This window comes from Streptomyces sp. NPDC032721, assembly GCF_055579625.1.
Map to the genome: position 1 here is coordinate 272988 of NZ_JBVIMX010000002.1, position 24434 is coordinate 297421.

Genomic DNA, 24434 nt, shown 5'->3' on the forward strand with positions numbered 1-24434 from the left:
GCTCGTTTTCGATTCGGCGGGTCGGCCGTCGCGTGAAACTATGCGGGCATGTCTGTTACGTCCAGGGCGGTTCCCGCGCTCGCGGAGTTGTGCCGGCGTGGAATCGTCGCTGCGCCCATGGCCGGCGGGGTCTCCCGCCCCGAGCTGGCCGGTGCGGTCTCCGATGCCGGTGGGCTCGGTTTCCTCGCCGCGGGGTACAAGACCGCCGACGGGATGTACGAGGAGATCAAGCAGCTGCGCGCGCTGACGGCCAAGCCCTTCGGGGTCAACCTGTTCATGCCGCAGCCCGCCGGTGACCCGGCCGCCCTCGACCTCTACCGGCAGCAGCTCACCAGTGAGAGCGCCTGGTACGAGACGCCGATCGACGAGCAGGACGACCGGCGCGGCACCGACGACGGCTACGAGGCCAAACTGGCGCTCCTGGTGGACGATCCGGTGCCGGTGGTCTCCTTCACCTTCGGCTGCCCCTCCCGGGACGAACTCGACGCCCTCGCCCATGCGGGCACTTACACGGTGGTCACCGTGACCACTCCCGAAGAGGCGCAGGCCGCCGAGTGGGCCGGTGCGGACGCGGTGTGCGTCCAGGGCATCGAGGCGGGCGGCCACCAGGGCACCCACCGGGACGACCCGCAGACCGACGGCAGCAGCGGGCTCGGGCTGCTGTCCCTGGTGACGCAGGTCCGCGAGACCGTACAGCTGCCGGTGATCGCCGCGGGCGGGCTGATGCGCGGTGCGCAGATCGCCGCCGTACGAGCCGCGGGAGCGGACGCGGCGCAGCTCGGGACGGCGTTCCTGGCGTGCCCGGAGTCGGGTGCGCACGCGATGCACAAGCAGGCGCTGAAGAACCCTTTGTTCGTACGGACGGAACTCACGCGCGCGTTCTCCGGGCGGCCCGCGCGCGGACTGGTCAACCGTTTCATGCGCGAGCACGGCCCGTACGCGCCGTCCGCGTACCCCGAGGTGCACTTCATGACGGCGGGCCTGCGCAGGGCCGCCGCGCGCGTGGGCGACGCCCAGGGGATGGCGCTGTGGGCGGGACAGGGGCACCGGCTGGCGAGGGACCTGCCCGCCGGGCGGCTCGTGCAGGTGCTGGGCGCGGAGGCGGACTCGGCGTGGACGGAGATGGCTTTGAGGAGGTCGACGTCATGACGGCGCCGGTGTTCGTGGTGGAGAACGTGCCGCAGGGCGGCGAGTTCGTGCTGGAGGGCCCCGAGGGGCGTCACGCGGTGTCCGTGCGGCGGCTGCGGGCCGGTGAGGACGTCGTGCTCGCCGACGGCCTCGGCAACGGCGCCCAGGCCGTCGTGGTGGCCGCGGAGGGCAAGGACCGGCTCGTCGTGAAGGTGACCGGGACCCTCGTCGAGGACGAGCCCCGGCCGCGCATCACCGTCGTCCAGGCACTGCCGAAGGGCGACCGGGGGGAACTGGCCGTCGAGACGATGACCGAGACCGGGGTGGACGCCGTCGTGCCGTGGCAGGCGGCACGCTGCATCACCCAGTGGAAGGGCGAGCGGGGGGCGAAATCCCTCGCCAAGTGGCGGGCCACCGCCCGCGAGGCCGGGAAGCAGTCGCGCAGGCTCCGCTTCCCCGAGGTCGCCGACCTGATGAGCACCAAGCAGGTGGGGGCACTTCTGGCCACCGCTGACTTCGCCGCCGTCCTCCACGAGGACCGGGACGCCGACAGCGGCGCCCTCGCTGTGGCGGAGCTTCCCGGGGCGGGTGACATCGTGCTGGTCGTCGGGCCGGAGGGCGGGGTCTCGCCCGAGGAGCTCGCGGTGTTCGCGGCGGCGGGGGCGCAACCGTACCGGTTGGGCCGCAGTGTGCTCCGTACGTCCACGGCGGGAACAGCGGCCACCGCACTGCTGCTGGGGCGCACCGGACGGTGGTCCTGAAGGACGGTGGCCGGCGGACCGGCGGGGGCATCCTCACAGGGGGCTTCGACCAGGAAGAGAGAGTCATGGAACTCGCACAAGTACGGCTGCTGGTGTCCGACTTCGCCGCCTGCTACCGCTTCTACGGTGAAGTGCTCGGGCTGAAACCCCAGTCGGGGTTCGAGAACGGCCCCTACGAGAAGTTCTCGCTGTCGGTGGGGTCCGCCGGGATCGCCTTGCAGGACCGGGCGATGATGGCCGGGCTGCTGGGGGAGCTGGCCCAGGACCCGGCGGGGCACCGGTCGTTCGTGGTGCTGCGGGTCGACGACCTCGACCGGTACTGCGCGGAGATCACCGGGCGGGGTGCGGTGCTGGTGCACGGCCCGGCGGTGATGACCGAACGCATGCGGGCCGCCCACCTCAAGGACCCCGAGGGCAACCTGGTGGAACTCCAGGAGTGGCTGCTCCTCGGCGGCTGAACCCGCACCCGACCCGCCACCGGCCCCCGCGCCTGCCCCGAGAAGGCGCACAGCGGCGCACAGTGGCCGCAACCGGACTGTTCGCCGGGGGCGGCCGGTGGCAGGCTGCCTGTCATGGGGGCATTGAGGCGATTACGGTACCGGCGCACCCTCGCGGCGATCGGTGTGGCCACCGGGGCGGTCGCGGGAGTCGCGGCATGCGAGCCCGGCGGCACGGCCGGCGGGTTGAGTTCGTTCGCGGTGGCACTGACCACCGACCAGACCGGCACGCGCGCGTTGGAGCGAGTCGGTGTAGACGTCAACTGGATGACCTGCACCTCCACCGTCGGCGAGAACGGCAGGGTCACCGCCCTGCCCGGCGGCACCCCGCGGCCCCGCCCCACGGTGCGCAACGTCGCCACCGTCGCCTGCGAGGGCCAGACCAAGGACGGCCGGGAGATCAGCATCGAGGGCAAGGTCACCGAGGAGCGCGACGGGCGGTGCGTACGGGGCGACCTGACCGCCCGGGTGGCGGACCGCACCGTGTTCCGGGCCAACGTCCTGGGCGACTGCGACGCCCGTACGGACAGGCCCACTTCGGCCCCTCCGCAGAAGCCCACCACCCGCCCCACCTGGAAGCCCCCGCCCACCTGGGACCCGCCGCCCACCTGGCGTCCGCCGACACCCACCCGGGACCCGGAGCCGCCCACCGGCGGCCCCCGGCCGCACCCCACTGTCACGGTCACGGTGACCGCCGACCCGCCACCCCCGCCCCCGTCCCGCTCTCCTGAACCCACGTGCAGTTGCCACCCGGAGAAATGATCCCCGCCGACAGCCCTCTCCGTGACCGACTGCCCACACAGTGCCGGACTGCCCTCCTACTATGGGGAGTTGACGAAAGGCGCCGTTGCGGGGTTCGCGGGGCCCGAGGGGTGGGCAGTAATCCGGGGGCCCTCGGGGCGGTGTTCGTAGCACTGCCGTACCCGTGCGTACGGCAGCACATACCTACGTAGCCCCCACCTGGGGAATTAGGTGTACGGATCTCCGGCCCGCAGGGGCGCGCGGCGGGGCCGTGCCCGGTCACAGTGGGCGCATGCCTCCCGCATACGGCCTCCCCGTTCCCCGTATCCCCCACGAGCCCGCCCTCGGTGAACTCCGCGAACTGCTCGCCGAGACCCGGCTGCTGACCCTCACCGGTCCCGCCGGGGTCGGCAAGTCGCACCTCGCGGCCCGCGTCGCCGAGGCCGTCACGGACCTCCCCGTCCACCGTGCCGACCTCTCCGACTGCGCGGACGCCGCCCTGGTCCCGCAGACCGTCGCCGCCGCCCTGCACGCCGGGACGGCGCCCGGCAGCGGCACCGATCCCATGGAGGCGGTGCTGCGGCTGCTGGCCGGGCGGCGCGGGCTGCTCGTACTGGACACCTGCGAACACGTCAGGGCGGGCTGCGCCTATCTGGTGGGCCGGCTGCACGACGCGTGCCCCGGCCTGCAGATCCTGGTGACCAGCCGCACCCCGATCGGGGTGCCCGACGAGCAGCGCATCCCGCTGCGGCCCCTCTCGCGCGAGCAGACCGTCGAACTCCTCCGTGAGAAGGCCGCGATGCACGGTGTCGACCTGCCCGTCTTCTGGACCAGGCTGCTCGCCGAACGCCTCGACGGCGACCCGCTGAGCGTGCTGCTCGCCGCCCGCTCGCTCGGCAGGACGGCCACCCCGCAGCAGCTGTACGGCAGTCTGTGCGAGCCGGGGGCGCGGTTCGGAGTGTTGATACACGGTCCCAAGCAGCCCGCCCGGCACAGCACCCTGCTGCGGGCCATCGCCTGGAGCCACGACCTGTGCGGGCGGGCGGAGCGGCTGCTGTGGGCGCGTCTCTCGGCGTTCGCCGGGACCTTCACCGCCGAACAGGTGCGGACGGTGTTCGCGGGCGACGGCGAACTGGCCGCGCTGATCGACGCGTCGGTGGTGCTGCCGGAGGACGGCGGCTACCGGCTGCCGCTGGCCCACCGCGAGTACGGGCAACTGCTGCTGGAGGGGCTGGGCAGGCCCTAGGGGCGGGCCGGGCCGGGGTGGCGCGGCGGGACCCGCGTAGGCGGGTGGCCGGGGGGCCTTCGTAGGGTGGCGGCATGTCCGACGAGTCACCCCTGATCCACAGCCTGCGCGCGGCCGTCGCGGCCGCCCCCGACGACGTACCCCTGCGACTGCATCTGGCCCAACTGCTGCTCGACGCCGGGCTGGGGAACGCGGCGGTCGCCGAGGCGGCCGTGGCGCTGACGCACGCACCCGGGGACACACAGGCGAGGGAACTCATGGCACGGGCCATGGGAGGGGCGGCGACGCCGACCGCCGCCCCGCACCTCCCTCCTGCTCCGGTGGCCGCGCACGGTCAACTGCCGCCGCCGCCCGCAGGGTTCGACTGGCAGGCCGCCGCCCAGGAGGTCGGCGAGGTCATCCCGCCCCGCTTCGCGACCCCGGACAGCACGGCCCCGGACAGTACGGCCCAGGACAGCGAGCCCGGGCCGAGCGCCACGGAACTGCCCCTCGCGGCCGACGGCGGCGGTGACCCGGGCGACGCCCAGGCGTACGACGTCGAAGCGCCCGGCGGTCTCCGGCTCGCCGACGTCGGCGGCATGCAGGAGGTCAAGGACCGCCTGGAAGCCGCCTTCCTGGCGCCGATGCGCAATCCCGAACTGCGCAAACTGTTCGGCAAGAGTCTGCGCGGCGGACTGCTGCTGTACGGGCCGCCCGGTTGCGGCAAGACCTTCATCGCACGGGCGGTGGCGGGGGAGTTGGGCGCTTCCTTCATGTCCGTGTCGCTCAGCGACGTGCTCGACATGTACATCGGACAGTCCGAGCGGAACATTCACGAAGTGTTCCGGGCGGCCCGCCGCAAGGCCCCCTGTGTCGTCTTCCTCGACGAACTGGACGCCCTGGGTGCCAAGCGCAGCCGCTCGCACCACAGTGGGCTGCGCAACGCCGTCAATCAGCTCCTGATGGAACTGGACGGCGTCGAGGACAACAACGAAGGTGTTTTCGTTCTCGCCGCCACCAACGTCCCCTGGGACGTGGACCTCGCCCTGCGCAGACCCGGCCGGCTGGACCGCACCCTCCTGGTACTGCCGCCCGACGGACCGGCCCGTGAGGCGATCCTGCGCCACCACCTCAAGGACCGGCCCATCGAAGCCGTCGACCTGGGCAAACTGGTCAAGGCGACCGACGGGTTCTCCGGCGCCGACCTCGCGTACGTCTGCGAGAGCGCGTCCGAGACCGCACTGCTCGACTCGGCGCGCACCGGCACCATCCGCATGATCAACACGAAGGACCTGCTGGGCGCCGTACGACAGATCCGGCCCTCCACCGACCCCTGGTTCGCGGCCGCGCGCAATGTCGCGATGTTCGCCAACGACGGCGGCACGTACGACGACCTGCTCGCGTACCTGAAGCGGAAGAAGAAGCTGTGACCGGGCCCCAACTCACCGCAAAGGCGGAGGCACTCCTCGACCTCGGGCGCCCCGAGGAGGCCCGGCCGCTGCTCGCCGCACGCCTCGCCGAGGACCCCGGTGACGCCGCCGCCTGGGTGCACCTGGCCCGCTGCCACCTCTCCGGCACGGCCGACCTCGCCGGGGCCGAGTACGCACTCGACCAGTCCCTCGCGCACGACCCCGAGGGACTGGGCGCACTGATCCTGCGCCAGCGGCTGATGTGCATCCTCGGCCGCCGCCCCGAGGCGCAGCACGCCGGGCGCCTCGCCGTCCACGCGCACCCGCAGCACTGGGCGGCCCACGTCGCCCTGTCCGAGGCGCTGCAATACCCCGAGGAGGCCCGGCAGGAGGCGTACGACGTCGCGCTGGCGGCGGTACGGCTGGGGCCCGAGGAGACCGAGGCGCACCACGCGCTGTGGACGGCCGCGTACCTGCTGGGCAGGCAGGACGTGGCGGCACAGGCCGTCGCCGCCGCGCTCGCGATCGATCCGCAGTGCCGCTGGGCGCACACGGTACGGGCGAACACGGCGGCCGCCGCACCGGACGCGAAGCTCCCCGACATGGCCGACGCGTACGCCGACGCCCTGGCCGCAGTCCCCGCCAGCGACGGGCTGCGCAGGGGCCTGGAGAGCGCCGTCTACCGGATGCTGCGCGGCACCCGCTGGCTGGCCCTGCTGTGTGTGGCGATCGCCGGGGTCACCGGACGCCTGTTCCCCGGCGGCGGACCTTCCGAGCTGCCCGCGCACCCCGGGACGCGGATGTACGCGCTGGGGGTGATGGCCGCGGTCTGGGCGTTCGGCGCGTGGCGGCGCTACCGGGGGATGCGGGCGGGCGCCCGGCTCTCCGTACGGGCGCTGCTGGCGACGGACTTCTGGGCGCGGGTGGCGTTCGGGCAGGCCCTGTGGTGCATGCTCTGCGCGGTCGTGGTGGTGGCCGTGCCGTGGACCGAGCGGCTGGTGCCGCAGGTGCTGTTCTGGGCGGCGCTGGTGCCCACCCTGCTCACCGTGTGGTTCGAGCGGGCCGCAATTCGGGTCCAGCGGGAGAAGGAGCGCGCGCTGTGGGCGCAGCCACTGCGACAGGGCACCGGTCAGCCGTCGCAGCGGTCCGGCGGATAGCAGCGGATACCATGCGCGGTATCCGATCAACGCAGCGACGAGGAGCCCGACATGGCAGGTGAAGCGCAGGCCGACTGCCTGTTCTGCAAGATCGTAGCCAAGGAGATCCCGGCGACGATCGTGCGCGAGAGCGAGACCACGCTCGCCTTCCGCGACATCAACCCGCAGGCGCCCACGCACGTCCTGGTCATCCCCAAGGTGCACCACCCGGACGGCGCCTCACTGGCCGCCGCCGAACCGCTGATCGCGGCGGACGTGCTGCGCGAGGCCGGAGAGGTCGCCTTCGACGAGGGCATCGCCGAGAGCGGCTACCGCGTCATCCTCAACACCGGTGCCGGTGCCGGACAGACGGTCTTCCACGCGCACGCCCACGTGCTGGGCGGCCGGGGCCTCAACTGGCCGCCCGGATAGGCCCGGCGCACCCCGTGTCCGCACGCGAACTCGTCGTCCTCGGCACCGCCAGCCAGGTTCCCACCCGCCGTCGCAACCACAACGGTTACCTCCTGCGCTGGGATGCCGAGGGCATCCTCTTCGACCCCGGCGAGGGCACCCAGCGCCAGATGCTGCGCGCCGGGGTCGCCGCGCACGACATCAACCGGATCTGTGTCACGCACTTCCACGGTGACCACTCGCTGGGTCTCGCCGGAGTCATCCAGCGCATCAACCTCGACCAGGTGCCGCACCCGGTCACCGCGCACTACCCGGCCAGCGGGCAGCACTTCTTCGACCGGCTGCGGCACGCGACCGCCTACCGGGAGACGGTGCGGCTGACCGAGGCGCCGGTCGCCGCCGACGGGACACTCGCCACCACGCGCGCGTACACCCTGGAGACGCACAAGCTGTCGCACCCGGTGGAGAGTTACGGCTACCGGCTCGTCGAGCCCGACAGCCGGCGCATGCTGCCGGAGAAGCTGGCCGAGCACGGCATCAAGGGGCCCGATGTCGGCCGCCTCCAGCGGGAGGGATCCCTGAACGGCGTGGACCTGCTCGACGTCAGCGAGGAGAAGCGCGGGCAGCGCTTCGCCTTCGTCATGGACACCCGGCTGTGCGACGGGGTGCACGCGCTCGCCGAGGGGTGCGACATGCTCGTCATCGAGTCGACGTTCCTCGACGAGGACGTCCGCCTCGCGCAGGACCACGGCCACCTCACCGCGGGCCAGGCGGCCCGGGCGGCCCGTGACGCGGGCGTACGGCACCTGGTCCTCACGCACTTCTCGCAGCGCTACAGCGAGCCCGAGGAGTTCGAGCGGCAGGCCCGTGCGGCCGGTTTCGAGGGCGAGCTGACGGTCGCGGACGATCTGATGCGGGTGCCGGTGCCCAAGCGGCTGTGACCGGGCCCGGGCGCCCGGAACTTCCTCGTCCGGGCGCCTCCTCGCCCTAGCCTGCTTTGTCATGACCTCGATCAGGCGTTGGCGTCCGCTGCTGCTCGTGCTGTCGGCCGCCCTGCTGCTCGCCCCACAGGCCGCGGCAGCACAGAATCCCGCCCCCACGAAGGCGGCGGCTCAGGCCCCGGCAGGGCCCGCGCGGTCCGCCGCGACCCCCGACCGGCGGACCCCCGACCGGCCGTCCTACGACGTCACCCTGCGCAGCGACGCCGACGGCTCGCACTGGAAGGGCCGCCAGAAGATCTCGTTCCGCAACGCCGCACGGACGCCGCTGCGCTTCGTCGACGTACGGCTGTGGGGCAACGGCCACCCCGAGGACGGATGCGGCACCCCTGCCAGGCCCTCCCCGGTCACCGTGGGCCGCGTCACCGGCGGCACCCCGCAGCCGCTCGCCGTCGCCTGTTCCGCGCTGCGGATCGACCTGGACGAGCCGGTGCCGTACGGGGCCCGGGCGAGCGTGTCCTTCGACGTCGCCATCACCGTGCCCGACCGGATCCACCGCTTCGGCAGGGACGGCGCGCACCGCTTCATCGGCAACGCCCTGCCCGTGCTGTCGGTGCAGGACGCCAAGGGCCGCCACCTCGACCCCGACGTCGGCTTCGGCGAGAGCTTCTACACCCTGACCGGGGACTTCCGGGTGGTGCTCGACCACCCCACGGCGCTCAAGGTCCCCGCGACGGGCACCACCACCCGCCGCGCGGGCGCCCCCGGCCGCACCGTAGCCACGAACACGGCCAAGGGGGTACGGGACTTCGCCTGGGCGGCAGGCCCCTTCCTGACCAGGACCGTGACCTCGCCCGGCGGCGTCAGGCTGCACGGCTACTGGACCGCCACGACCCCGCTCAAGGGCGTCGAAGCCGCCTTCAGGGACGGCTCCGGCTCCATCGACGAGTTCGGCCGCCGCTTCGGCCGCTACCCGCACGGCGAGGTCGACCTCGTGATGAGCGACAACCTCGACACCGTCGGCGGTATGGAGCACTCCGGCCTCGTCCTGCTGTGGACCGAGGAGGACGGGTCGGCCGTGGTGCACGAACTGGCCCACCAGTGGTGGTACGGCATCGTCGGCAACGACCAGTTCACCGAGCCCTGGCTGGACGAGGGCTTCGCGCAGTACGCGAACCAGCTGTACTACCGCGACGACACCCGCGACTGCTGGAGCGCCCTCGGCCCCTGGCCCAGCGACACCGCCGCCCTCACCCGCACCATGGGCTACTTCGCGGAAGGACGCCGCAACGAGTGGTCGCAGACGATCTACCGCCGCGGCTCCTGCGCCCTGCACGACCTGGAACGCGTCATCGGCAGCCCCGCGATGGCCGCCATGCTGCGCCGTTACGTCCGCGACCACTGGCAGGGCGTGTCCACCCTCCAGGACTTCAAGCGCGCCGCTCAGGCGGCCACCACGAAGGACCTCGGACCGTTCTGGAAGCAGCACCGGATCCTCTGACGGATCCACCGCCCAAGGGGGAGTCCGGCTCAGACGTCGGCCCCGGTCCGCTCCCGCTCCGCACCCCGCACCTGCGCCACGCGCGCGGGGCGCGGGGCGGAGCGGGCGAACGGCGAGCGCACCCGCCGGGTGAGCGGCCGTACGGAGATCTCCGCGACCTCCTGCTCCGCGGCCCCCACCTGCGGTACCTGACCGGCCGGCGCGCCCGTCGTGCCCGCGAGGACCGCCGCCGCGGCGCCGCCCCTGCGGCGTACCGCCCCCGCCACCAGCGGACGCCCGCCGGTGTGCAGTGCGACCGCCGTCATCGGCAGCGCGGTCAGCAGCAGGACGCCGCCCAGCACCAGCCCCATCACCGGGAACCCCGCCCACGCGGACAGCAGACTGCCCACCACGGGGCCACAGGCCACCCCCAGTGACGACGCCGAACCGGCGAACACCGCCCACCGGCCGCGCGGGTCCATCGAGGCGGCGAGCCCGATCAGGTACGACAGGACGACCGGGTAGACCGCGTTCCACAGGATCTCGCCCGACGCGAAGGACGTCAGGCCGCTCGCCGACGAACTCGCCGCGATGCACAGGGCGATGGCCACCGTGCCGCCGCCGACCGGAATCGCCCGCCCCAGCCGCGACCCGAGCGCACCGGCCACGGTCACTCCGACCAGACCGGCCCCGAGTCCTGCGGCGAAGACCGCGCCGACCGTCACCTCGGACAGGCCCGCCTGCACGGTGCCTATGCGGTTGCTGACTCCCCACAGCGCGTTCTGGCAGAGCGACCAGCAGAGCATCGCGGCGGCCAGCACCAGACCGGACCGCAGGTGCGGCAGCCGGGACGGGTGCGCGGCGGCGGCCCCGAGCACCTCAAGAGGCGCCTGCGGTACGGAGGCGCAGGCCGAGGACCGGGCACTGTCGAGCCGCCCGGCGGCCGGCCACACCAGTGCCGCGATCAGCGCGAGCGCCACGAACGGCGGGCGGTGGCCGCCGTCCAGGTGCGGCACCGACAGATAGAGCGCGCCCGCCGTCGCCGACACGCTCAGCAGGCCCAGTACGGACGCCCGGTGCGGGTCGGTGGCGGTGGCGATCCCGGCGGCCGCGACCGCCGTCGCCGTACCGGAACCCAGTCCGCCCAGCGCGGCGCCCGCGACGACGGTGGGGACGGTGGAGGCCAGGGCCGCGCAGCCGTACCCCAGCAGCATCAGCAGCAGGCCGGTGCGGGCCGCCCTGCGCGGGCCGATGTGCTGTACCCGGGACGCCAGGGTGAAACCGGCCGTGGCCGAGCACAGCAGCAGTGTGCTGCCGACCAGGCCCGCACCCGCGGGGGAGAGGCCGAGGCCGGAACCGAGCCGACCGACCAGGGTCGGCAGCAGGTACGAGGCGAGGTAACCGGAGGTGAAGACGGCGACGAGCGGCCACAGGGCGCGAGGGCGCGCCGACAGAGCGCGAGAGCGCGAGAACACGGGCATTCCTGGAGGAGACGTGCGTAATGACAGGACGTCATGACGGCCATGGAGGAAAGGGGTTGAGCGACCGTCGACGGACAGGAACGCGGCCCAATTCTTATCAAGCGCGCAGACCACAGGAAAAGGGAAAACAGGCTGTGACCTGCGACACATTGTGTTTGGCGGGAATCGAGCCGGGTATACGCGCGGATTTTCCGGTTCTCTCGGCTTGTCCGGCGCGCCCGTCACGCCCTGTTCACAGTGCTCCGCCGAAGCGCGTCGATCGTGCACACTGGCCGCAAAACGGCGGCCGCACAGGGCACAGCGCGCACCGCAACCAACAGTGCGCACCGCACCACACCAACAGCAGCACACGCATCGCACCACGGGGAGCGCAAGTGAGCACGCACCACCACTACGGCGACCACCACGGCGAGAAGGTCACCTCCGGCGGGCACCAGCACGCGCCGGGCAGCGCCGCGAGACTCGACCCGCTCGACGGTCTGCGCGCCCCCGGCGGCCCCTGCTGCGACGTGTTCCTCACCGGCACGGTCTTCCTCGACATCATCTTCACCGGCCTCGACAGCGCCCCCGTGCGCGGCACCGAGTCCTGGGCCCGGGGCATGGGCTCCAGCCCCGGCGGCGTCGCCAACATGGCCACCGCCCTGGCCCGCCTCGGCCTGCGCACCGCGCTCGCCGCCGCCTTCGGCGACGACCACTACGGCGAGTACTGCTGGGACGCCCTGGCCGACGGCGAGGGCATCGACCTCGGCATGTCGCGCACCGTGCCCGGCTGGCACTCCCCGGTGACCGTCTCCATGGCGTACGAGGGCGAGCGCACGATGGTCTCCCACGGCCACGAGGCCCCGCCGCCCGGCGGCCCCGCACCCTTCCCCGCCTGCCCCCCACGCGCGCGTGCCGCCATCGCCTCCCTGGTCCCCGGGCACCGGCAGGAGTGGGTGGAGTCCGCCGCCCGCAACGGCGCCCGCGTCTTCGCCGACGTCGGCTGGGACGACACCGGGCGCTGGGACCTGGCCGGACTCGCCGACCTGGAGCACTGCGAGGCCTTCCTCCCCAACGCCGGCGAAGCCATGCGCTACACCCGCACCGACTGCCCCCGCAGGGCCGCCCACAAGCTGGCCGACAAGGTGCCGCTCGCCGTCGTCACCCTCGGCGCCGAAGGCGCCTACGCCGTGGACGGGGCGACCGGCGAGAGCGCCGAGGTGCCCGCCATCGCCGTGGAGGCACTGGACCCGACCGGCGCCGGGGACGTCTTCGTCGCCGGATTCGTCACCGGCACCCTGGCGGGCTGGCCGCTCGCCGACCGGCTGGCCTTCGCCGGGCTGACCGCCGCCCTCTCCGTCCAGGAGTTTGGCGGCTCCCTGTCCGCGCCCGGCTGGGCGGAGATCGGCGCCTGGTGGCAGCAGGTGCGCGGGTACCGGGCCCAGGACCAGGAGGCGCTGCGCCGGTACGCGTTCCTGGAGGGCATCCTCCCCGCCGACGCCAGGCCGTGGCCGCTGCGCAGGGCCGTGCCGACCATCGGTTTCCGGGCCTGAGGGTAAAACCCCTCGGTGATGTCAGCGGTGAGTCGTACGCTTGGGAATCCAGAGGTTGTCGAGCAGCGAGAACCCTGCAACGGGAGGTATGTGCAGGCCACAGTGCCGGCCCATGACTCAGACACCCACACGTCGGCCGCAGGCCCGCGCCGAGTTCAAGATCCCCGCCACTCACCCCATGGTGATGATCCTGGGATCCGGCGACGCACTGCTGCGCGTGATCGAAGAGGCCTTCCCGGCGGCCGACATCCACGTCCGGGGCAATGAGATCAGCGCTACCGGGGACACGGCGGAAGTCGCCCTGATCCAGCGGCTGTTCGACCAGATGATGCTGGTGCTCCGCACCGGAGCGCCGATGACGGAGGACGCAGTGGAACGCTCGATCGCCATGCTCAGGGCGAACGGCAACGGGACCGGTACCGACACCGGCGGGAAGAACGGCCAGGCCGTCACCGAGACCCCCGCCGACGTACTCACCCAGAACATCCTTTCCCACCGCGGCCGCACCATCCGCCCCAAGACGCTCAACCAGAAGCGGTACGTCGACGCCATCGACAAGAACACCGTCGTCTTCGGCATCGGCCCCGCGGGCACCGGCAAGACCTACCTCGCCATGGCGAAGGCGGTCCAGGCGCTCCAGTCCAAGCAGGTCGACCGGATCATCCTGACCCGCCCGGCCGTCGAGGCGGGTGAGCGCCTCGGCTTCCTCCCGGGCACCCTCTTCGACAAGATCGACCCGTATCTGCGCCCGCTCTACGACGCGCTGCACGACATGCTGGACCCCGAGACCATCCCCCGTCTGATGGCGGCCGGGACGATCGAGGTGGCCCCCCTGGCGTACATGCGCGGACGCACGCTGAACAACGCGTTCGTCGTCCTCGACGAGGCGCAGAACACCAGCACCGAGCAGATGAAGATGTTCCTCACCCGGCTCGGCTTCGACTCGAAGATCGTCATCACCGGTGACGTCACCCAGGTCGACCTGCCGAACGGCACCAAGAGCGGTCTGCGCCAGGTCCAGGACATCCTCGGGGACGTCCCGGACATCCACTTCTCGCGGCTCACGTCGGAGGATGTCGTACGGCACAAGCTCGTCGGCCGTATCGTCGACGCGTACGAGCAGTACGACAGCCGCACCGGGACCCGGAACGGGCAGGGCGGCGCAACCGGGAAGTAGAGCAGAAGCGCACCATGTCGATCGACGTCAACAACGAGTCCGGAACCGAGGTCGACGAGCAGGCGATCCTCGACATCGCCCGCTACGCCCTGACCCGGATGCGCATCCACCCGCTCTCCGAACTCTCGGTGATCGTCGTGGACGCCGACGCCATGGAGCAGCTCCACATCCAGTGGATGGACCTGCCGGGACCGACCGATGTCATGTCCTTCCCGATGGACGAACTGCGTCCGCCGGCGAAGGACGACGAGGAGCCCCCGCAGGGGCTCCTCGGTGACATCGTGCTCTGCCCCGAGGTCGCCGAGCAGCAGGGCAAGGACGCCCCCACCGAGCACTCCATGGACGAGGAGCTCCAGCTCCTGACCGTGCACGGGGTGCTCCACCTCCTCGGTTACGACCACGAGGTGCCCGAGGAGAAGACCGAGATGTTCGGCCTCCAGGCGGCCATCGTCGACGGCTGGCGGGCGGAGAAGGGCCACACCGGCCCCTCCCCGGCGCCGACCGTGTCATGAGCGCCCAGCTGATCCTCGGCGCCGTCGCGCTGGTCGTCGTCGCCTGGCTGGCGGCGTGCGCGGAGGCCGGCATCGCCCGCGTCTCCACCTTCCGGGCCGACGAGGCCCGGCGGGCGGGCAGACGCGGCAGCGCGAAACTGGCCCAGGTCGCCGCCGACCCCACCCGCTACCTGAACGTGGCACTGCTGGTGCGCGTCGCCTGCGAGATGGCGGCGGGCGTCCTGGTCACGTACGGCTTCCTGGAACTCTTCGAGAAGACCTGGGAAGCGCTGCTGGTCGCCATCGCGGTGATGGTCCTGGTGAGTTACGTCGCCGTGGGCGTCTCGCCGCGCACCATCGGCCGCCAGCACCCGCTGAACACCGCCACCGCCTCCGCGTACGTACTGCTGCCGCTGGCCCGCATCATGGGCCCGATCCCGCAGCTGCTCATCCTCATCGGCAACGCCCTCACCCCCGGAAAGGGCTTCCGCAAGGGCCCCTTCGCCAGTGAGGCCGAACTGCGCGCCATGGTCGACCTCGCCGAGCAGGAGTCGCTCATCGAGGACGACGAGCGCCGCATGGTCCACTCCGTCTTCGAGCTGGGCGACACCCTGGTGCGCGAGGTGATGGTGCCGCGCACGGACCTGGTCTCCATCGAGCGGTTCAAGACGGTCCGGCAGGCTCTGACGCTCGCGCTGCGCTCCGGCTTCTCCCGCATCCCGGTGACCGGCGAGAACGAGGACGACGTGGTGGGTGTCGTCTACCTCAAGGACCTGGTCCGCAAGACGCACATCAACCGCGACGCCGAGGCCGACCTGGTCTCCACCGCGATGCGCCCCGCCGTCTTCGTACCCGACACCAAGAACGCCGGTGACCTGCTGCGCGAGATGCAGCAGGAGCGCAACCACGTCGCCGTCGTCATCGACGAGTACGGCGGCACCGCCGGCATCGTCACCATCGAGGACATCCTGGAGGAGATCGTCGGCGAGATCACCGACGAGTACGACCGCGAGGTCGCCCAGGTGGACGACCTCGGCGACGGCCGCTTCCGGGTCACCGCCCGGCTCGACATCGACGACCTCGGGGAGCTCTACGGGCTCGACGAGTTCGACGACGAGGACGTCGAGACGGTCGGCGGACTGCTGGCGAAGGCGCTCGGCAGGGTGCCGATCGCGGGCGCCTCGGCCCTCGTCGACCTGCCCGACGGGCGGGCGCTGCGGCTGACGGCGGAATCGCCCGCGGGCCGCCGGAACAGAATCGTGACGGTGCTCGCCGAGCCGGTGGACCCCGACGACAAGGGCAAGGACGCTCCCGCATGACGCCCGAACAACTCCGCGCCTTCTGCCTCGAATTCAACGAAGCCGTCGAGGAGTTCCCCTTCACGCCGGAGACGTCCGTCTTCAAGGTGCTGGGCAAGATGTTCGCGCTGAGCGCCCTGGACGCCGCACCGCTGAGCGTCAACCTCAAGTGCGAGCCCCAGGACGCGCTGCGGCTGCGCGCCGAGCACCCCGCCATCGTCCCCGGCTGGCACATGAACAAGCGCCACTGGAACACCGTCACCCTCGACGGCTCGCTCCCCGACCGGCTCGTGCGCGAGCTGATCGAGGATTCGTACGACCTGGTGGTGGCGGGCATGCCGAGGGCGGTCCGGCTGAGGCTGGACCGCCCTTGAACGTGCTCGTCCGAACGTGCTCGTCCGAACGTGCCTGTCCGTACCGGCTGATCAGACCTTGCGGCGCAGTCCCACCGCGATCAGTGCCGCACCGGCGATCAGCAGCCCCGACGCGATGCCCAGCACCAGCCGGGCCCCGCCGAGCAGATCGCCCTGGGTGGTGGCCAGGACACCGAGCAGCGGGATCCCGACCGTGATGCTGACCTGCTGGGTGGTGGTGACCAGACCGGTCGCCAGGCCCTGCTCGTGATCCGGTACGCCGGAGGTGACGGTCAGTCCGTACGCGATGATCGCGCCGAGGTGGGCCATGCTCGACAGGGACACCGCGGCCGTGGCGAGGAGCGCGCCCGAGGAGGCGCCGATGCCGAGCAGCCCGGCCGTCAGCACTCCCTGGGCGAGGAGCGAGATCCACAGGGTGCGGCGGGCGCCGATCCGGCCGATCACCTTCGGGGCGAGCATTCCGGCGAGCACCGACAGCACACCCTGCACACCGAAGACCAGACCGGTCATGGCCGCCGAGAGGTGCAGTACCTCCTGGAGGTACAGGGTCAGTACGAAGACGACCGTGGTCATCAGCGAGAAGGTGAGCAGACCGCCCAGGTTGCCCCAGGCGACCGAAGGACGGCGCAGCATCGGCAGCGACACCAGCGGCTGGGCGGAGCGCGACTCGATCACCACGAACGCGACGAGCAGGGCGAGGCCGGCGGCCAGCGTGAGAGGCACGTCCAGGTCGCCGAAGCCGCGCTGGGCCGCCGAGGACAGGCTGTAGATCAGGGCGAGCAGACCGCCGGTGACGGTGACCGCGCCGGGAACGTCCAGCTTCGGCCGCTCGGGGGTACGGGACTCGCCGAGCACGCCCGGCGCCAGCGGCAGCACGATCAGGGTGAACAGGGCCAGCAGCCCCATCGTCGAGCGCCAGCCGAGGAAGTCGGTCATCACACCGCCCGCCAGCATGCCGACGGTGAAGCCCAGCGAGAGCAGGGTGCCGCTGATGCCCAGCGCCCGGTCGCGCTGCGGGCCCTCCGGGAAAGTGGTGGTCAGCAGGGACATGCCGGTCGGCACGATCGCGGCGGCACCCAGTCCTTGCAGGGCGCGGGCGGCCAGGAAGACCGCCGGGTTCCAGGCGAAAGCGGCCAGCACCGAGGCCGCGCCGAAGACGACGAGTCCGGTCAGGAACAGCTTGCGGCGGCCGAACAGGTCACCGGTGCGCCCGAAGAGCAGCAGGAAGCCGCCCGACGGCAGTGCGAAGGCGGTGACCGCCCACTGGAGCGCGGACTGGCTCATGCCGAGGTCGGCGCCGAGGGCGGGCAGCGCCACGTTCAGTACGGAGAAGTCCAGCGAGACCATGAACTGCGCCGCGCACAGCACGAACAGGACCAGGGCGGAACGGCCGGGGGTGAGCGGGGAACCGGCCGGAGCGCCGGGGCGCGTCCGGGCCGGGGACGAAGCCGGGGACGAAGCTGGGGACGAAGGGGAGGGAGCGGTGTCGAGTGCCATGACCCACACTCTGGAACCGCCGGAATACCCGTGGGGAGCGGGTACTTATCCTGGTGCCCGCACCACCACCCAGGGGGGAACCGCAGCATGGCGACACCGGCACCGAAGTCCACCGACGCGATATCGGGCCCGGCAGGCGGTACGGACATGAAGGCGCACCGGCTGGGCGAACTCCGCGAGTTCCTGCGCAGCCGCCGCGCCCGCGTCACCCCCGCCGAGGCCGGACTGCCCGACGGCGGGGCCCGCCGCCGCACCCCCGGGCTGCGCCGCGAGGAGGTCGCGGTGCTCGCCGGGGTGGGGGTCAGCTGGTACCAGTGGCTGGAGCAGGGCCGCGACATCACCGTCTCGCCGCAGGTGCTCGACTCCGTGGGCAGGGTGCTGCGCCTCAACAGCGCCGAACGCCGCCACCTCTACGTACTCGCCGGTCTCAACCCGCCCGCCCCCGAGGTGGATCCCGCCGACGCCGACATGTGCGCGGGGCTGCGCAGGCTGATCGACGCGTGGATGCCGTTCCCGGCGCACATCATGGACGCGTACTGGAACACCGTCATCTACAACGACGCGGCCGCCGCCGTGCTGGGTCTGCGCCCCGACATCGTGCAGAACTGCCTGATCGCGTTCTTCACCGACCCCGTCTACCGCTCCCGCGCCGCCCGCTGGCGGGAGCTGGCGCCGCAGGTGGTCGCCCAGTTCCGGGCGGCGTGCTCGGAGCGCGGCGAGGACGACGGCTTCCAGGCGGTCGTACGGGAGGCGAAGGCGGCGAGCGAGGAGTTCGCCGAGCTGTGGGAACGGCGGGACATCGCCCCCGGCGGCCTGCTGCGCAAGGACCTGGCGCACCCGCTGGTCGGCGACCTGTCCTTCGAGGCCACCCAGCTGCGTATCCCGGCCCGCCCCGACCTGGTGATCGTGCTGCACACCCCGCGCGCGGACACCGGCACGGCGGAGAAGCTGGAGTGGCTGGCGACGCCGGAGGGACGGCGCGAGGGGATGTACCCGGTCGCGGGGTAGCCCAGGGGGCCCAGGGACCAAAGGGCTGCCCCAGGGCCTCTGGCGTGCAAACTTGTGCGGATTTGGTGTTTCTTTACTTCCCATTTAAGTTTGCCGGGATATTCGAACATCCTCTTCAGGAGCACTCGTGCGTACCCGTACCCTCCGCGCCTCCGGCATCGCCCTGGCCGCCTCGTCCCTCTTCCTCGCCACCGCGTGCGGGGGTGCCGCGGACGCGGAGGAGAAGTCCGCCGCGAAGAAGACCACGGCGACGAAGTCGGCCACGCCCAAGCCCCAGCCCGTCGCGCCGCTCACCCAGCGCCAGGTGGAGTCCGCCCTGCTGGAGGTGAAGGAGATGCCCACCGGCTGGAGCAAGGACAGCGAGATCTCCTCCACCGAGGCGGGCAACGGCGAGTTCGGCATGGGCAAGGCGGACAAGAAGGAGTGCCAGTTCCTCCTCGACGGTGTGGTGGGCGCCGAGCAGGGCCCCAAGCCGCAGCAGACCGGGGTCATCGGCTTCACCAAGTCGGAGGAGGGCCCGTTCATGGTCAACGGGGTCACCGCCTACACCGAGGCCGAGGCCACGAAGCTGATCAAGAACCAGCCGCTGCCGGAGAAGTGCCGCAACTTCACCGCCACCGACTCCGAGGGCGCCAAGGTCACCGTGAAGTACGAGGACCTCTCCGTGCCTGCGGCCGGTCAGGGCTCGCAGGGCGTGCGGCTGAAGTTCACCTCGGAGGACCCGGAGATGCCGGTCATGCAGTTCGACCTGGCCAACGCGCGCGTGGGCGGAGCGGTCGTCTCCGTCATGGAGATCAGCTTCACGAAGGCCGACGTACAGGCCTTCGCCGACGCCTTCACCAAGGCCGTCGCCAAGACCGAGAAGGCCACCAAGGCCGGCCCGGACGGCAAGAAGGCCTGACCGGACGGCAGGAACGCCGGACCGGACGGGAAGAACGCCCGACCGGACGGCAGGAACGCCCGCCCCGTCGGGCGGTCCCGCTCCGGGGCTTCCTATGCTCGGAGCCATGACCACAGCCGAGACTCCGCAGAACATCACCCTCGACCCCGAGGACCAGAAGCTCATCACGCTCGCCCGCAGCACCAGGGCCCGCAACGGGGTGCCGGAAGGCGCTGCCGTACGCGACGAGACCGGCCGTACGTACGTCGCCGGGACCGTCGCGCTCGACTCGCTGCGGCTGAGCGCGCTCCAGACGGCCGTGGCGATGGCCGTGGCGAGCGGGGCGGGGTCGCTGGAGGCGGCGGCGGTCGTCACGGCGGCCGAGGGCGCGGCGGAGGCCGACCTCTCGGCGGTACGTGATCTGGGCGGCGCGGGCACTCCGGTGCTGGTCGCGGGGGCGGACGGGGTCCTGCGGGGGCGCAGCGAGGTCTGAGCGGCACGCCCGGCGTGACGTAGCACACGCAGGCCCCGGGCGGGGGCCGGGAGGCCCTTCGGGCGATCTTGGCGGCGGGGGCGTTCCGGGCGCGTGGTGCGCGCGGCGGGACCTTCGGCCCGGGTCTTTCGGCCCTCCGGGGCGGGCCGTGGGGGCGGGACCTTCGGCCCCCCGGGCACTCGCGAAGGTCCGTGGATCGGGCGTCGCCGCGCTGGGACTGTGGAGGAACGCCGAACGGGGCAGCAAGCGAAGCCCCGGCTCGGCGGACCACGTCCCCCAGAGTTAGGTCACTGCGTGTTCTCCTCCCTGATCCGTTCCACCGTTGCCCGCCGCATCACCGGTTCCGTCGTCATGGCAAGCGCCGCGGCGGCCACGGTCCTCGCCGGTTCGGGCAGCGCCTCCGCCGCCTCCGGTGCCAACTGGTCGGCGGTCGCGGCGTGCGAGTCGGGCGGCAACTGGGCCACCAACACCGGCAACGGCTACTACGGCGGCCTCCAGTTCACCCAGCAGACCTGGGCGGCCTTCGGCGGCACCGCGCACGCGCCGAGCGCGCACCAGGCGAGCCAGGCGGAGCAGATCTCCGTCGCCGAGAAGGTCCTCGCGTCCCAGGGCGCGGGCGCCTGGGGCTCCTGCGGCGTCAAGGGCGGACTGGCCTGAGGCCACCGCCTGAGGCAACCCCTCCCGTCCCGAAGGGCCGACCTCTGGTCGGCCCTTCGTCGTACATCGGGGAGAATGGGCGCCATGAGCGCTCGTACTCCCGAAAACCCCGCAGCCGGCCCCGCCCCGCACCGGGCCGGTTTCGCCTGCTTCGTGGGCCGCCCCAACGCGGGCAAGTCCACCCTCACGAACGCTCTGGTCGGCAAGAAGGTGGCCATCACCTCCAGCCGCCCGCAGACCACCAGGCACACGGTGCGCGGCATCGTGCACCGGCCGGACGCGCAGCTGATCCTGGTCGACACCCCCGGCCTCCACAAGCCGCGCACGCTGCTCGGCGAGCGGCTCAACGACGTCGTCCGTACGACCTGGGCCGAGGTCGACGTGATCGGCTTCTGCGTGCCCGCGGACCAGAAGCTCGGCCCCGGTGACAAGTTCATCGCCAAGGAACTCGCCGGGATCAGGAAGACCCCGAAGATCGCCATCGTGACCAAGACCGACCTCGTCTCGCCCAAGCAGCTGCGCGAGCAGCTCCTGGCGATCGACGAGCTCGGCCGCGAGCTGGGCATCGCATGGGCGGAGATCGTGCCGGTGTCGGCGGTCGGGGACTCGCAGGTGTCGCTGCTGGCGGACCTGATCGCACCGATGCTGCCGGAGAGCCCGCCGCTGTACCCGGAGGGCGACCTCACGGACGAGCCGGAGATGGTGATGGTCGCGGAACTGATCCGCGAGGCGGCGCTGGAGGGTGTGCGCGACGAGCTGCCGCACTCGATCGCGGTCGTCGTCGAGGAGATGATCCCCCGGGAGGACCGCCCGGCCGACAAGCCGCTGCTGGACATCCACGCGAACGTCTACATCGAGCGCCCCAGCCAGAAGGGCATCATCATCGGCCCGAAGGGGCAGCGGCTGAAGGACGTCGGGATGAAGTCGCGCAAGCAGATCGAGGCGCTGCTGGGGACGCCGGTCTTCCTCGACCTCCATGTGAAGGTCGCCAAGGACTGGCAGCGGGACCCCAAGCAGCTGCGCAAGCTGGGCTTCTGAGGATGAGGCGCCGCCTGGTGCCGTCGGGCTACCGGACTCCCCGGATCCGGGTCACCAGCAGCGCTCCCACCAGCCCCACCCCCGCCGCGATCGCGTAGAGCCCCACGTACCCGCCGAAGCCGGTGACGATCGGGGCCGCCACCGCCGGGGCGGCCACCTGGGGCAGGGAGTTGGCGACGTTGATGAGGCCGAGGTCCTTGCCCCGGTCCGCGGCCCTGGGCAGGACATCGGTCATCAGGGCGAAGTCCACCGAGGTGAACACCCCGAAGCCGACGCCCAGCAGCGCCGCCGCGACCAGCGCCCCCGGCCACGTCTGCCAGACGGCGAGCAGGGCGGTCGCCGCCGCCATCAGGACGCCCGCCCACAGGACGAACGGCTTGCGGCGGCCCACCCGGTCCGACCAGGACCCGCTGACCACCACCGTCGCCAGGAGCGTCACCCCGTTGACGGCGGTCAGGATCAGTACGCCGGTCTCCGGGTCGTCGTGGTGCAGCCGGTCGCGCAGGTAGTACAGGAGGTAGAGCAGGGCGATCGCGTTGCCCAGGTTGATCAGGAACCGGGTCAGCCAGGCCCAGCCCAGGTCGGGATACGTACGCGGGCTCAGCCAGAACGACCGGACGAAGGCGCCCCACGCGAAGGGCGGGCGGGCCGCCCGGTCCAGCACCGGGTCCCTGTGGCGGAGCACGAAGGGCAGCACCCCCACCACGCAGAACACCGCGCACGCCGCGTACCCCGCGACCACCCCGCCGCCCACCGTCGCCAGCCCCGTGCCGACCACCACACCCAGGATCTGCGCCGCCCCCAGCCAGCCGCCGACCACACCCCGCTGCCGGTGCGGCACCCGGTCCGGCACCGACGCGGTGATCGCGGCGAACGCGGCGTTCAGCGTCAGCTGCACCAGGCACCAGCCCAGCGTCATCGTGACGATGCCGGGGGCCAGCGAGAGCAGGACCAGCGCGGCGGCGCCCGAGCCGACACCGCCCACGATCCACGGCGTACGACGCCCGAAGCGTGAGGCCGTACGGTCCGAGAGGGCGCCGAAGACCGGGCTGGAGAGCATCGAGACGGTGGCGCCGATGCCCGTCACCCAGGCCAGCACCGACTCCTTCGACATCCCCGTGCCCGGGGCGATCTCGGCCGCCTGGAGGGCGAGGAGGATCTGGATCGGGCCGAACCAGCCCACCCAGATCGCTCCGTTGGCCAGCGACAGCGTCCTCGTCCAGCCGCGCGAGACCTCCGCGGAGGGTTACCGCAGGGCGGCGGGGGCGCCCTCCCCCGACATGCCGTCCTCCCCCGACATGCCGCCCTTCCCTGACGTACCGCCCTCCTCGGACGTGCCGGGGGCGGTCGTCACCGTTGCGCCCTGAGCGCGTCCCGCAGCCAGCCGTACGACGCCTTCGGGGTGCGGTCCAGGGTGCCGCCCTCGTAGTCGATGTGGACCAGGCCGAAGCGCTGCGCGTACCCCTCCGCCCACTCCCAGTTGTCCATCAGCGACCACACGAAGTACCCGCGTACGTCGACGCCCTCGTCCATCGCCCGGTGCAGCGCCCGCAGGTGGCCGTCGAGGTAGCTGATGCGGTCCTGGTCGTCGATGCCCTCGTAGCTGCAGCCGTTCTCGGTGATGACCACCGGCGGCAGGCTCTCGCCGTAGCGGTCGCGGAAGGAGACGAGGAGTTCGGTCAGGGCCTCGGGAACCACCGCCCAGTCGAAGGCGGTGCGCCGCTCGCTCTCGACCGGGCGCACCGAGAAGGGCATCTCCGGGGGGATGGTGATGCCGGCGAAGTCGGTGGAGGCGTCCGGGTCGGGGGCGCCCACCCTGGTCGGCTGGTAGAAGTTCATCCCGTACCAGTCCAGCGGCTGCGAGATCAGCTTCAGGTCGTCGGCGACCGGGCCGGGCAGCATGTCGGCGATGCCCTCCGGGTACTCGCCGAGCAGGATCGGGTCGGCGAAGAGCCGGTTGAGGAGCAGGTCGTAGAAGTCGGCGGCGGCCTTGTCCTCGTCCGAGCCGGAGGCGGCCCAGGTGGGGCCGTGCGAGTTGGCGATGCCGATGCTTCCGGAGCCCCGCGCGCGCAGCACCTCCACCGCCAGGCCGTGCGCCAGGAGCTGGTGGTGGGCGACGGGCAGGGCGTCGAACAGGAGCCGTTTGCCGGGGGCGTGCTCGCCCAGGGCGTGGCCCAGCATGGTGAGTTCGGCGGGCTCGTTCAGGGTGATCCAGCGGCCGATCCGGTCGCCGAGGCGGTCCGCGACCACCTCCGTGTACTCCGCGAACCGGTGCGCGGTGTCCCGCTCCAGCCAGCCGCCCGCCTGCTCCAGGGCGAGCGGGGTGTCCCAGTGGAACAGCGTCGGTACGGGGCGTATGCCCGCGTCGCACAGGGCGTCGACCAGCCGGTCGTAGAAGTCGAGCCCCGCCGTGTTGACGGCGCCCGCGCCCTGGGGGAGCACCCGGGACCAGGAGACGGAGAAGCGGTAGCCGTCCACCCCGAGGTCCTTCAGCAGGGCCACGTCCTCCGGGTAGCGGTGGTAGTGGTCGACGGCCACGGCCGCGTCGGAGCCGTCCTTGATGCGTCCTGGCGTGGCGGCGAAGGCGTCCCAGGAGGACGGGCCCCGGCCGTCCTCGGCGACCGCGCCCTCGATCTGGTGGGCCGAGGTCGACACTCCCCAGAGGAAGTTGGCGGGGAAACGGGGCAGCGGGGACCGGGGCGCGGCGGGCGGCGTTGTCATGAGGGAGATGGTGGATACCGCTGGGTAACCCTGTCAACGATCAAACGTGAAAGATCTTCAT

Annotated in this window: 25 protein-coding genes; 21 read left to right on the forward strand and 4 right to left on the reverse strand. The window is 72.1% G+C overall.

The features are described from left to right. The first annotated feature begins 48 nt into the window (after positions 1-48). The 10 genes from ACZ5PB_RS07390 to ACZ5PB_RS07435 all read left to right on the forward strand — a co-directional run bounded on the left by ACZ5PB_RS07390 (position 49) and on the right by ACZ5PB_RS07435 (position 9747). Positions 49-1149 (forward strand): nitronate monooxygenase, encoded by a 1101-nt coding sequence (locus ACZ5PB_RS07390; RefSeq protein WP_468688632.1) that lies wholly within the window; start codon positions 49-51, stop codon positions 1147-1149. Next, positions 1146-1889 (forward strand): 16S rRNA (uracil(1498)-N(3))-methyltransferase, encoded by a 744-nt coding sequence (locus ACZ5PB_RS07395; RefSeq protein ID WP_468688634.1) that lies wholly within the window; start codon positions 1146-1148, stop codon positions 1887-1889. Before ACZ5PB_RS07390 ends, ACZ5PB_RS07395 begins: the two co-directional genes overlap by 4 nt. A 65-nt stretch (positions 1890-1954) precedes the next feature. Then, positions 1955-2347, forward strand: a complete 393-nt coding sequence (locus ACZ5PB_RS07400; protein ID WP_468688635.1) for a VOC family protein — start codon at positions 1955-1957, stop codon at positions 2345-2347. A gap of 114 nt (positions 2348-2461) precedes the next feature. Beyond that, entirely contained in the window at positions 2462-3148 is a 687-nt protein-coding gene (locus ACZ5PB_RS07405) for a hypothetical protein (RefSeq protein ID WP_468688637.1), read from the forward strand. A 271-nt stretch (positions 3149-3419) separates the two neighbouring features. Beyond that, on the forward strand, positions 3420-4373 hold the full coding sequence (locus ACZ5PB_RS07410; protein WP_468688638.1) for an ATP-binding protein: 954 nt from the start codon (positions 3420-3422) through the stop codon (positions 4371-4373). A 74-nt stretch (positions 4374-4447) separates the two neighbouring features. After that, entirely contained in the window at positions 4448-5782 is a 1335-nt protein-coding gene (locus tag ACZ5PB_RS07415) for an ATP-binding protein (RefSeq protein WP_468688639.1), read from the forward strand. Continuing rightward, complete coding sequence (locus ACZ5PB_RS07420) at positions 5779-6918, forward strand: tetratricopeptide repeat protein (protein ID WP_468688641.1); 1140 nt, start codon at positions 5779-5781, stop codon at positions 6916-6918. The genes ACZ5PB_RS07415 and ACZ5PB_RS07420 overlap by 4 nt, the downstream gene beginning before the upstream one ends. Before the next feature lie 51 nt (positions 6919-6969). After that, positions 6970-7329: a histidine triad nucleotide-binding protein gene (locus tag ACZ5PB_RS07425; RefSeq protein WP_468688643.1), complete on the forward strand. Its 360-nt coding sequence runs from the start codon at positions 6970-6972 to the stop codon at positions 7327-7329. 14 nt (positions 7330-7343) lie between these two features. Next, positions 7344-8249 (forward strand): ribonuclease Z, encoded by a 906-nt coding sequence (locus ACZ5PB_RS07430; protein ID WP_468688644.1) that lies wholly within the window; start codon positions 7344-7346, stop codon positions 8247-8249. Between the two features lie 61 nt (positions 8250-8310). Then, positions 8311-9747, forward strand: coding sequence for a M1 family metallopeptidase (locus ACZ5PB_RS07435; protein WP_468688646.1), 1437 nt, complete (start codon positions 8311-8313; stop codon positions 9745-9747). 29 nt (positions 9748-9776) lie between these two features. Here the strand turns inward: ACZ5PB_RS07435 and ACZ5PB_RS07440 are convergent, their stop codons facing one another. Beyond that, the gene (locus tag ACZ5PB_RS07440; RefSeq protein WP_468688914.1) at positions 9777-11180 is read right to left on the reverse strand and encodes an MFS transporter; all 1404 of its coding nucleotides are present in this window, start codon (positions 11178-11180) and stop codon (positions 9777-9779) included. Between the two features lie 506 nt (positions 11181-11686). Between ACZ5PB_RS07440 and ACZ5PB_RS07445 the strand changes: the two genes are divergently transcribed. The 5 genes from ACZ5PB_RS07445 (at position 11687) to ACZ5PB_RS07465 (ending at position 16079) form a co-directional block, all read left to right on the forward strand. Further along, positions 11687-12739, forward strand: a complete 1053-nt coding sequence (locus ACZ5PB_RS07445) for a carbohydrate kinase family protein (protein ID WP_468688915.1) — start codon at positions 11687-11689, stop codon at positions 12737-12739. A gap of 112 nt (positions 12740-12851) precedes the next feature. Continuing rightward, the gene (locus ACZ5PB_RS07450) at positions 12852-13916 is read left to right on the forward strand and encodes a PhoH family protein (RefSeq protein WP_468688648.1); all 1065 of its coding nucleotides are present in this window, start codon (positions 12852-12854) and stop codon (positions 13914-13916) included. Between the two features lie 14 nt (positions 13917-13930). Next, on the forward strand, positions 13931-14428 hold the full coding sequence (gene ybeY, locus ACZ5PB_RS07455; RefSeq protein WP_468688650.1) for an rRNA maturation RNase YbeY: 498 nt from the start codon (positions 13931-13933) through the stop codon (positions 14426-14428). Further along, on the forward strand, positions 14425-15726 hold the full coding sequence (locus ACZ5PB_RS07460; RefSeq protein WP_468688652.1) for a hemolysin family protein: 1302 nt from the start codon (positions 14425-14427) through the stop codon (positions 15724-15726). Before ybeY ends, ACZ5PB_RS07460 begins: the two co-directional genes overlap by 4 nt. Further along, entirely contained in the window at positions 15723-16079 is a 357-nt protein-coding gene (locus ACZ5PB_RS07465) for an MmcQ/YjbR family DNA-binding protein (RefSeq protein ID WP_468688654.1), read from the forward strand. The genes ACZ5PB_RS07460 and ACZ5PB_RS07465 overlap by 4 nt, the downstream gene beginning before the upstream one ends. A gap of 51 nt (positions 16080-16130) precedes the next feature. Here the strand turns inward: ACZ5PB_RS07465 and ACZ5PB_RS07470 are convergent, their stop codons facing one another. Beyond that, positions 16131-17576, reverse strand: coding sequence for an MFS transporter (locus tag ACZ5PB_RS07470; RefSeq protein ID WP_468688655.1), 1446 nt, complete (start codon positions 17574-17576; stop codon positions 16131-16133). 87 nt (positions 17577-17663) lie between these two features. Here ACZ5PB_RS07470 and ACZ5PB_RS07475 point away from each other — a divergent pair, with 87 nt between their 5' ends. From ACZ5PB_RS07475 to era, 5 genes are all read left to right on the forward strand, one after another. Further along, complete coding sequence (locus ACZ5PB_RS07475; RefSeq protein ID WP_468688656.1) at positions 17664-18584, forward strand: helix-turn-helix transcriptional regulator; 921 nt, start codon at positions 17664-17666, stop codon at positions 18582-18584. 127 nt (positions 18585-18711) lie between these two features. Further along, positions 18712-19485, forward strand: a complete 774-nt coding sequence (locus ACZ5PB_RS07480) for a hypothetical protein (RefSeq protein ID WP_468688657.1) — start codon at positions 18712-18714, stop codon at positions 19483-19485. 106 nt (positions 19486-19591) lie between these two features. Further along, the gene (locus ACZ5PB_RS07485; RefSeq protein ID WP_468688658.1) at positions 19592-19957 is read left to right on the forward strand and encodes a cytidine deaminase; all 366 of its coding nucleotides are present in this window, start codon (positions 19592-19594) and stop codon (positions 19955-19957) included. 294 nt (positions 19958-20251) lie between these two features. Next, the gene (locus tag ACZ5PB_RS07490) at positions 20252-20614 is read left to right on the forward strand and encodes a transglycosylase family protein (RefSeq protein WP_468688659.1); all 363 of its coding nucleotides are present in this window, start codon (positions 20252-20254) and stop codon (positions 20612-20614) included. Between the two features lie 84 nt (positions 20615-20698). Next, positions 20699-21652 carry a GTPase Era gene (era, locus tag ACZ5PB_RS07495; protein ID WP_468688660.1) on the forward strand — a complete coding sequence of 318 codons (954 nt, stop codon included), beginning with the start codon at positions 20699-20701 and terminating at the stop codon, positions 21650-21652. A gap of 28 nt (positions 21653-21680) precedes the next feature. Here era and ACZ5PB_RS07500 read toward each other — a convergent pair whose 3' ends face one another. Then, entirely contained in the window at positions 21681-22862 is a 1182-nt protein-coding gene (locus ACZ5PB_RS07500; protein WP_468688916.1) for an MFS transporter, read from the reverse strand. Here ACZ5PB_RS07500 and ACZ5PB_RS07505 point away from each other — a divergent pair. Then, positions 22849-23019, forward strand: a complete 171-nt coding sequence (locus tag ACZ5PB_RS07505; RefSeq protein ID WP_468688662.1) for a hypothetical protein — start codon at positions 22849-22851, stop codon at positions 23017-23019. The two genes, ACZ5PB_RS07500 and ACZ5PB_RS07505, sit on opposite strands and share 14 nt — an antisense overlap. Here the strand turns inward: ACZ5PB_RS07505 and ACZ5PB_RS07510 are convergent. Further along, the gene (locus ACZ5PB_RS07510) at positions 23003-24373 is read right to left on the reverse strand and encodes a GH1 family beta-glucosidase (RefSeq protein WP_468688664.1); all 1371 of its coding nucleotides are present in this window, start codon (positions 24371-24373) and stop codon (positions 23003-23005) included. The genes ACZ5PB_RS07505 and ACZ5PB_RS07510 overlap by 17 nt on opposite strands. Positions 24374-24434: the final 61 nt, after the last annotated feature.

Coding starts and splice junctions, on each gene's coding strand:
- ACZ5PB_RS07390 (WP_468688632.1), top strand. CDS start 49: ATGTCTGTTACGTCCAGGGCGGTTCCCGCGCTCGCGGAGTTGTGCCGG.
- ACZ5PB_RS07395 (WP_468688634.1), top strand. CDS start 1,146: ATGACGGCGCCGGTGTTCGTGGTGGAGAACGTGCCGCAGGGCGGCGAG.
- ACZ5PB_RS07400 (WP_468688635.1), top strand. CDS start 1,955: ATGGAACTCGCACAAGTACGGCTGCTGGTGTCCGACTTCGCCGCCTGC.
- ACZ5PB_RS07405 (WP_468688637.1), top strand. CDS start 2,462: ATGGGGGCATTGAGGCGATTACGGTACCGGCGCACCCTCGCGGCGATC.
- ACZ5PB_RS07410 (WP_468688638.1), top strand. CDS start 3,420: ATGCCTCCCGCATACGGCCTCCCCGTTCCCCGTATCCCCCACGAGCCC.
- ACZ5PB_RS07415 (WP_468688639.1), top strand. CDS start 4,448: ATGTCCGACGAGTCACCCCTGATCCACAGCCTGCGCGCGGCCGTCGCG.
- ACZ5PB_RS07425 (WP_468688643.1), top strand. CDS start 6,970: ATGGCAGGTGAAGCGCAGGCCGACTGCCTGTTCTGCAAGATCGTAGCC.
- ACZ5PB_RS07435 (WP_468688646.1), top strand. CDS start 8,311: ATGACCTCGATCAGGCGTTGGCGTCCGCTGCTGCTCGTGCTGTCGGCC.
- ACZ5PB_RS07450 (WP_468688648.1), top strand. CDS start 12,852: ATGACTCAGACACCCACACGTCGGCCGCAGGCCCGCGCCGAGTTCAAG.
- ybeY (WP_468688650.1), top strand. CDS start 13,931: ATGTCGATCGACGTCAACAACGAGTCCGGAACCGAGGTCGACGAGCAG.
- ACZ5PB_RS07460 (WP_468688652.1), top strand. CDS start 14,425: ATGAGCGCCCAGCTGATCCTCGGCGCCGTCGCGCTGGTCGTCGTCGCC.
- ACZ5PB_RS07465 (WP_468688654.1), top strand. CDS start 15,723: ATGACGCCCGAACAACTCCGCGCCTTCTGCCTCGAATTCAACGAAGCC.
- ACZ5PB_RS07470 (WP_468688655.1), bottom strand. CDS start 17,576: ATGGCACTCGACACCGCTCCCTCCCCTTCGTCCCCAGCTTCGTCCCCG.
- ACZ5PB_RS07475 (WP_468688656.1), top strand. CDS start 17,664: ATGGCGACACCGGCACCGAAGTCCACCGACGCGATATCGGGCCCGGCA.
- ACZ5PB_RS07485 (WP_468688658.1), top strand. CDS start 19,592: ATGACCACAGCCGAGACTCCGCAGAACATCACCCTCGACCCCGAGGAC.
- era (WP_468688660.1), top strand. CDS start 20,699: ATGAGCGCTCGTACTCCCGAAAACCCCGCAGCCGGCCCCGCCCCGCAC.
- ACZ5PB_RS07510 (WP_468688664.1), bottom strand. CDS start 24,373: ATGACAACGCCGCCCGCCGCGCCCCGGTCCCCGCTGCCCCGTTTCCCC.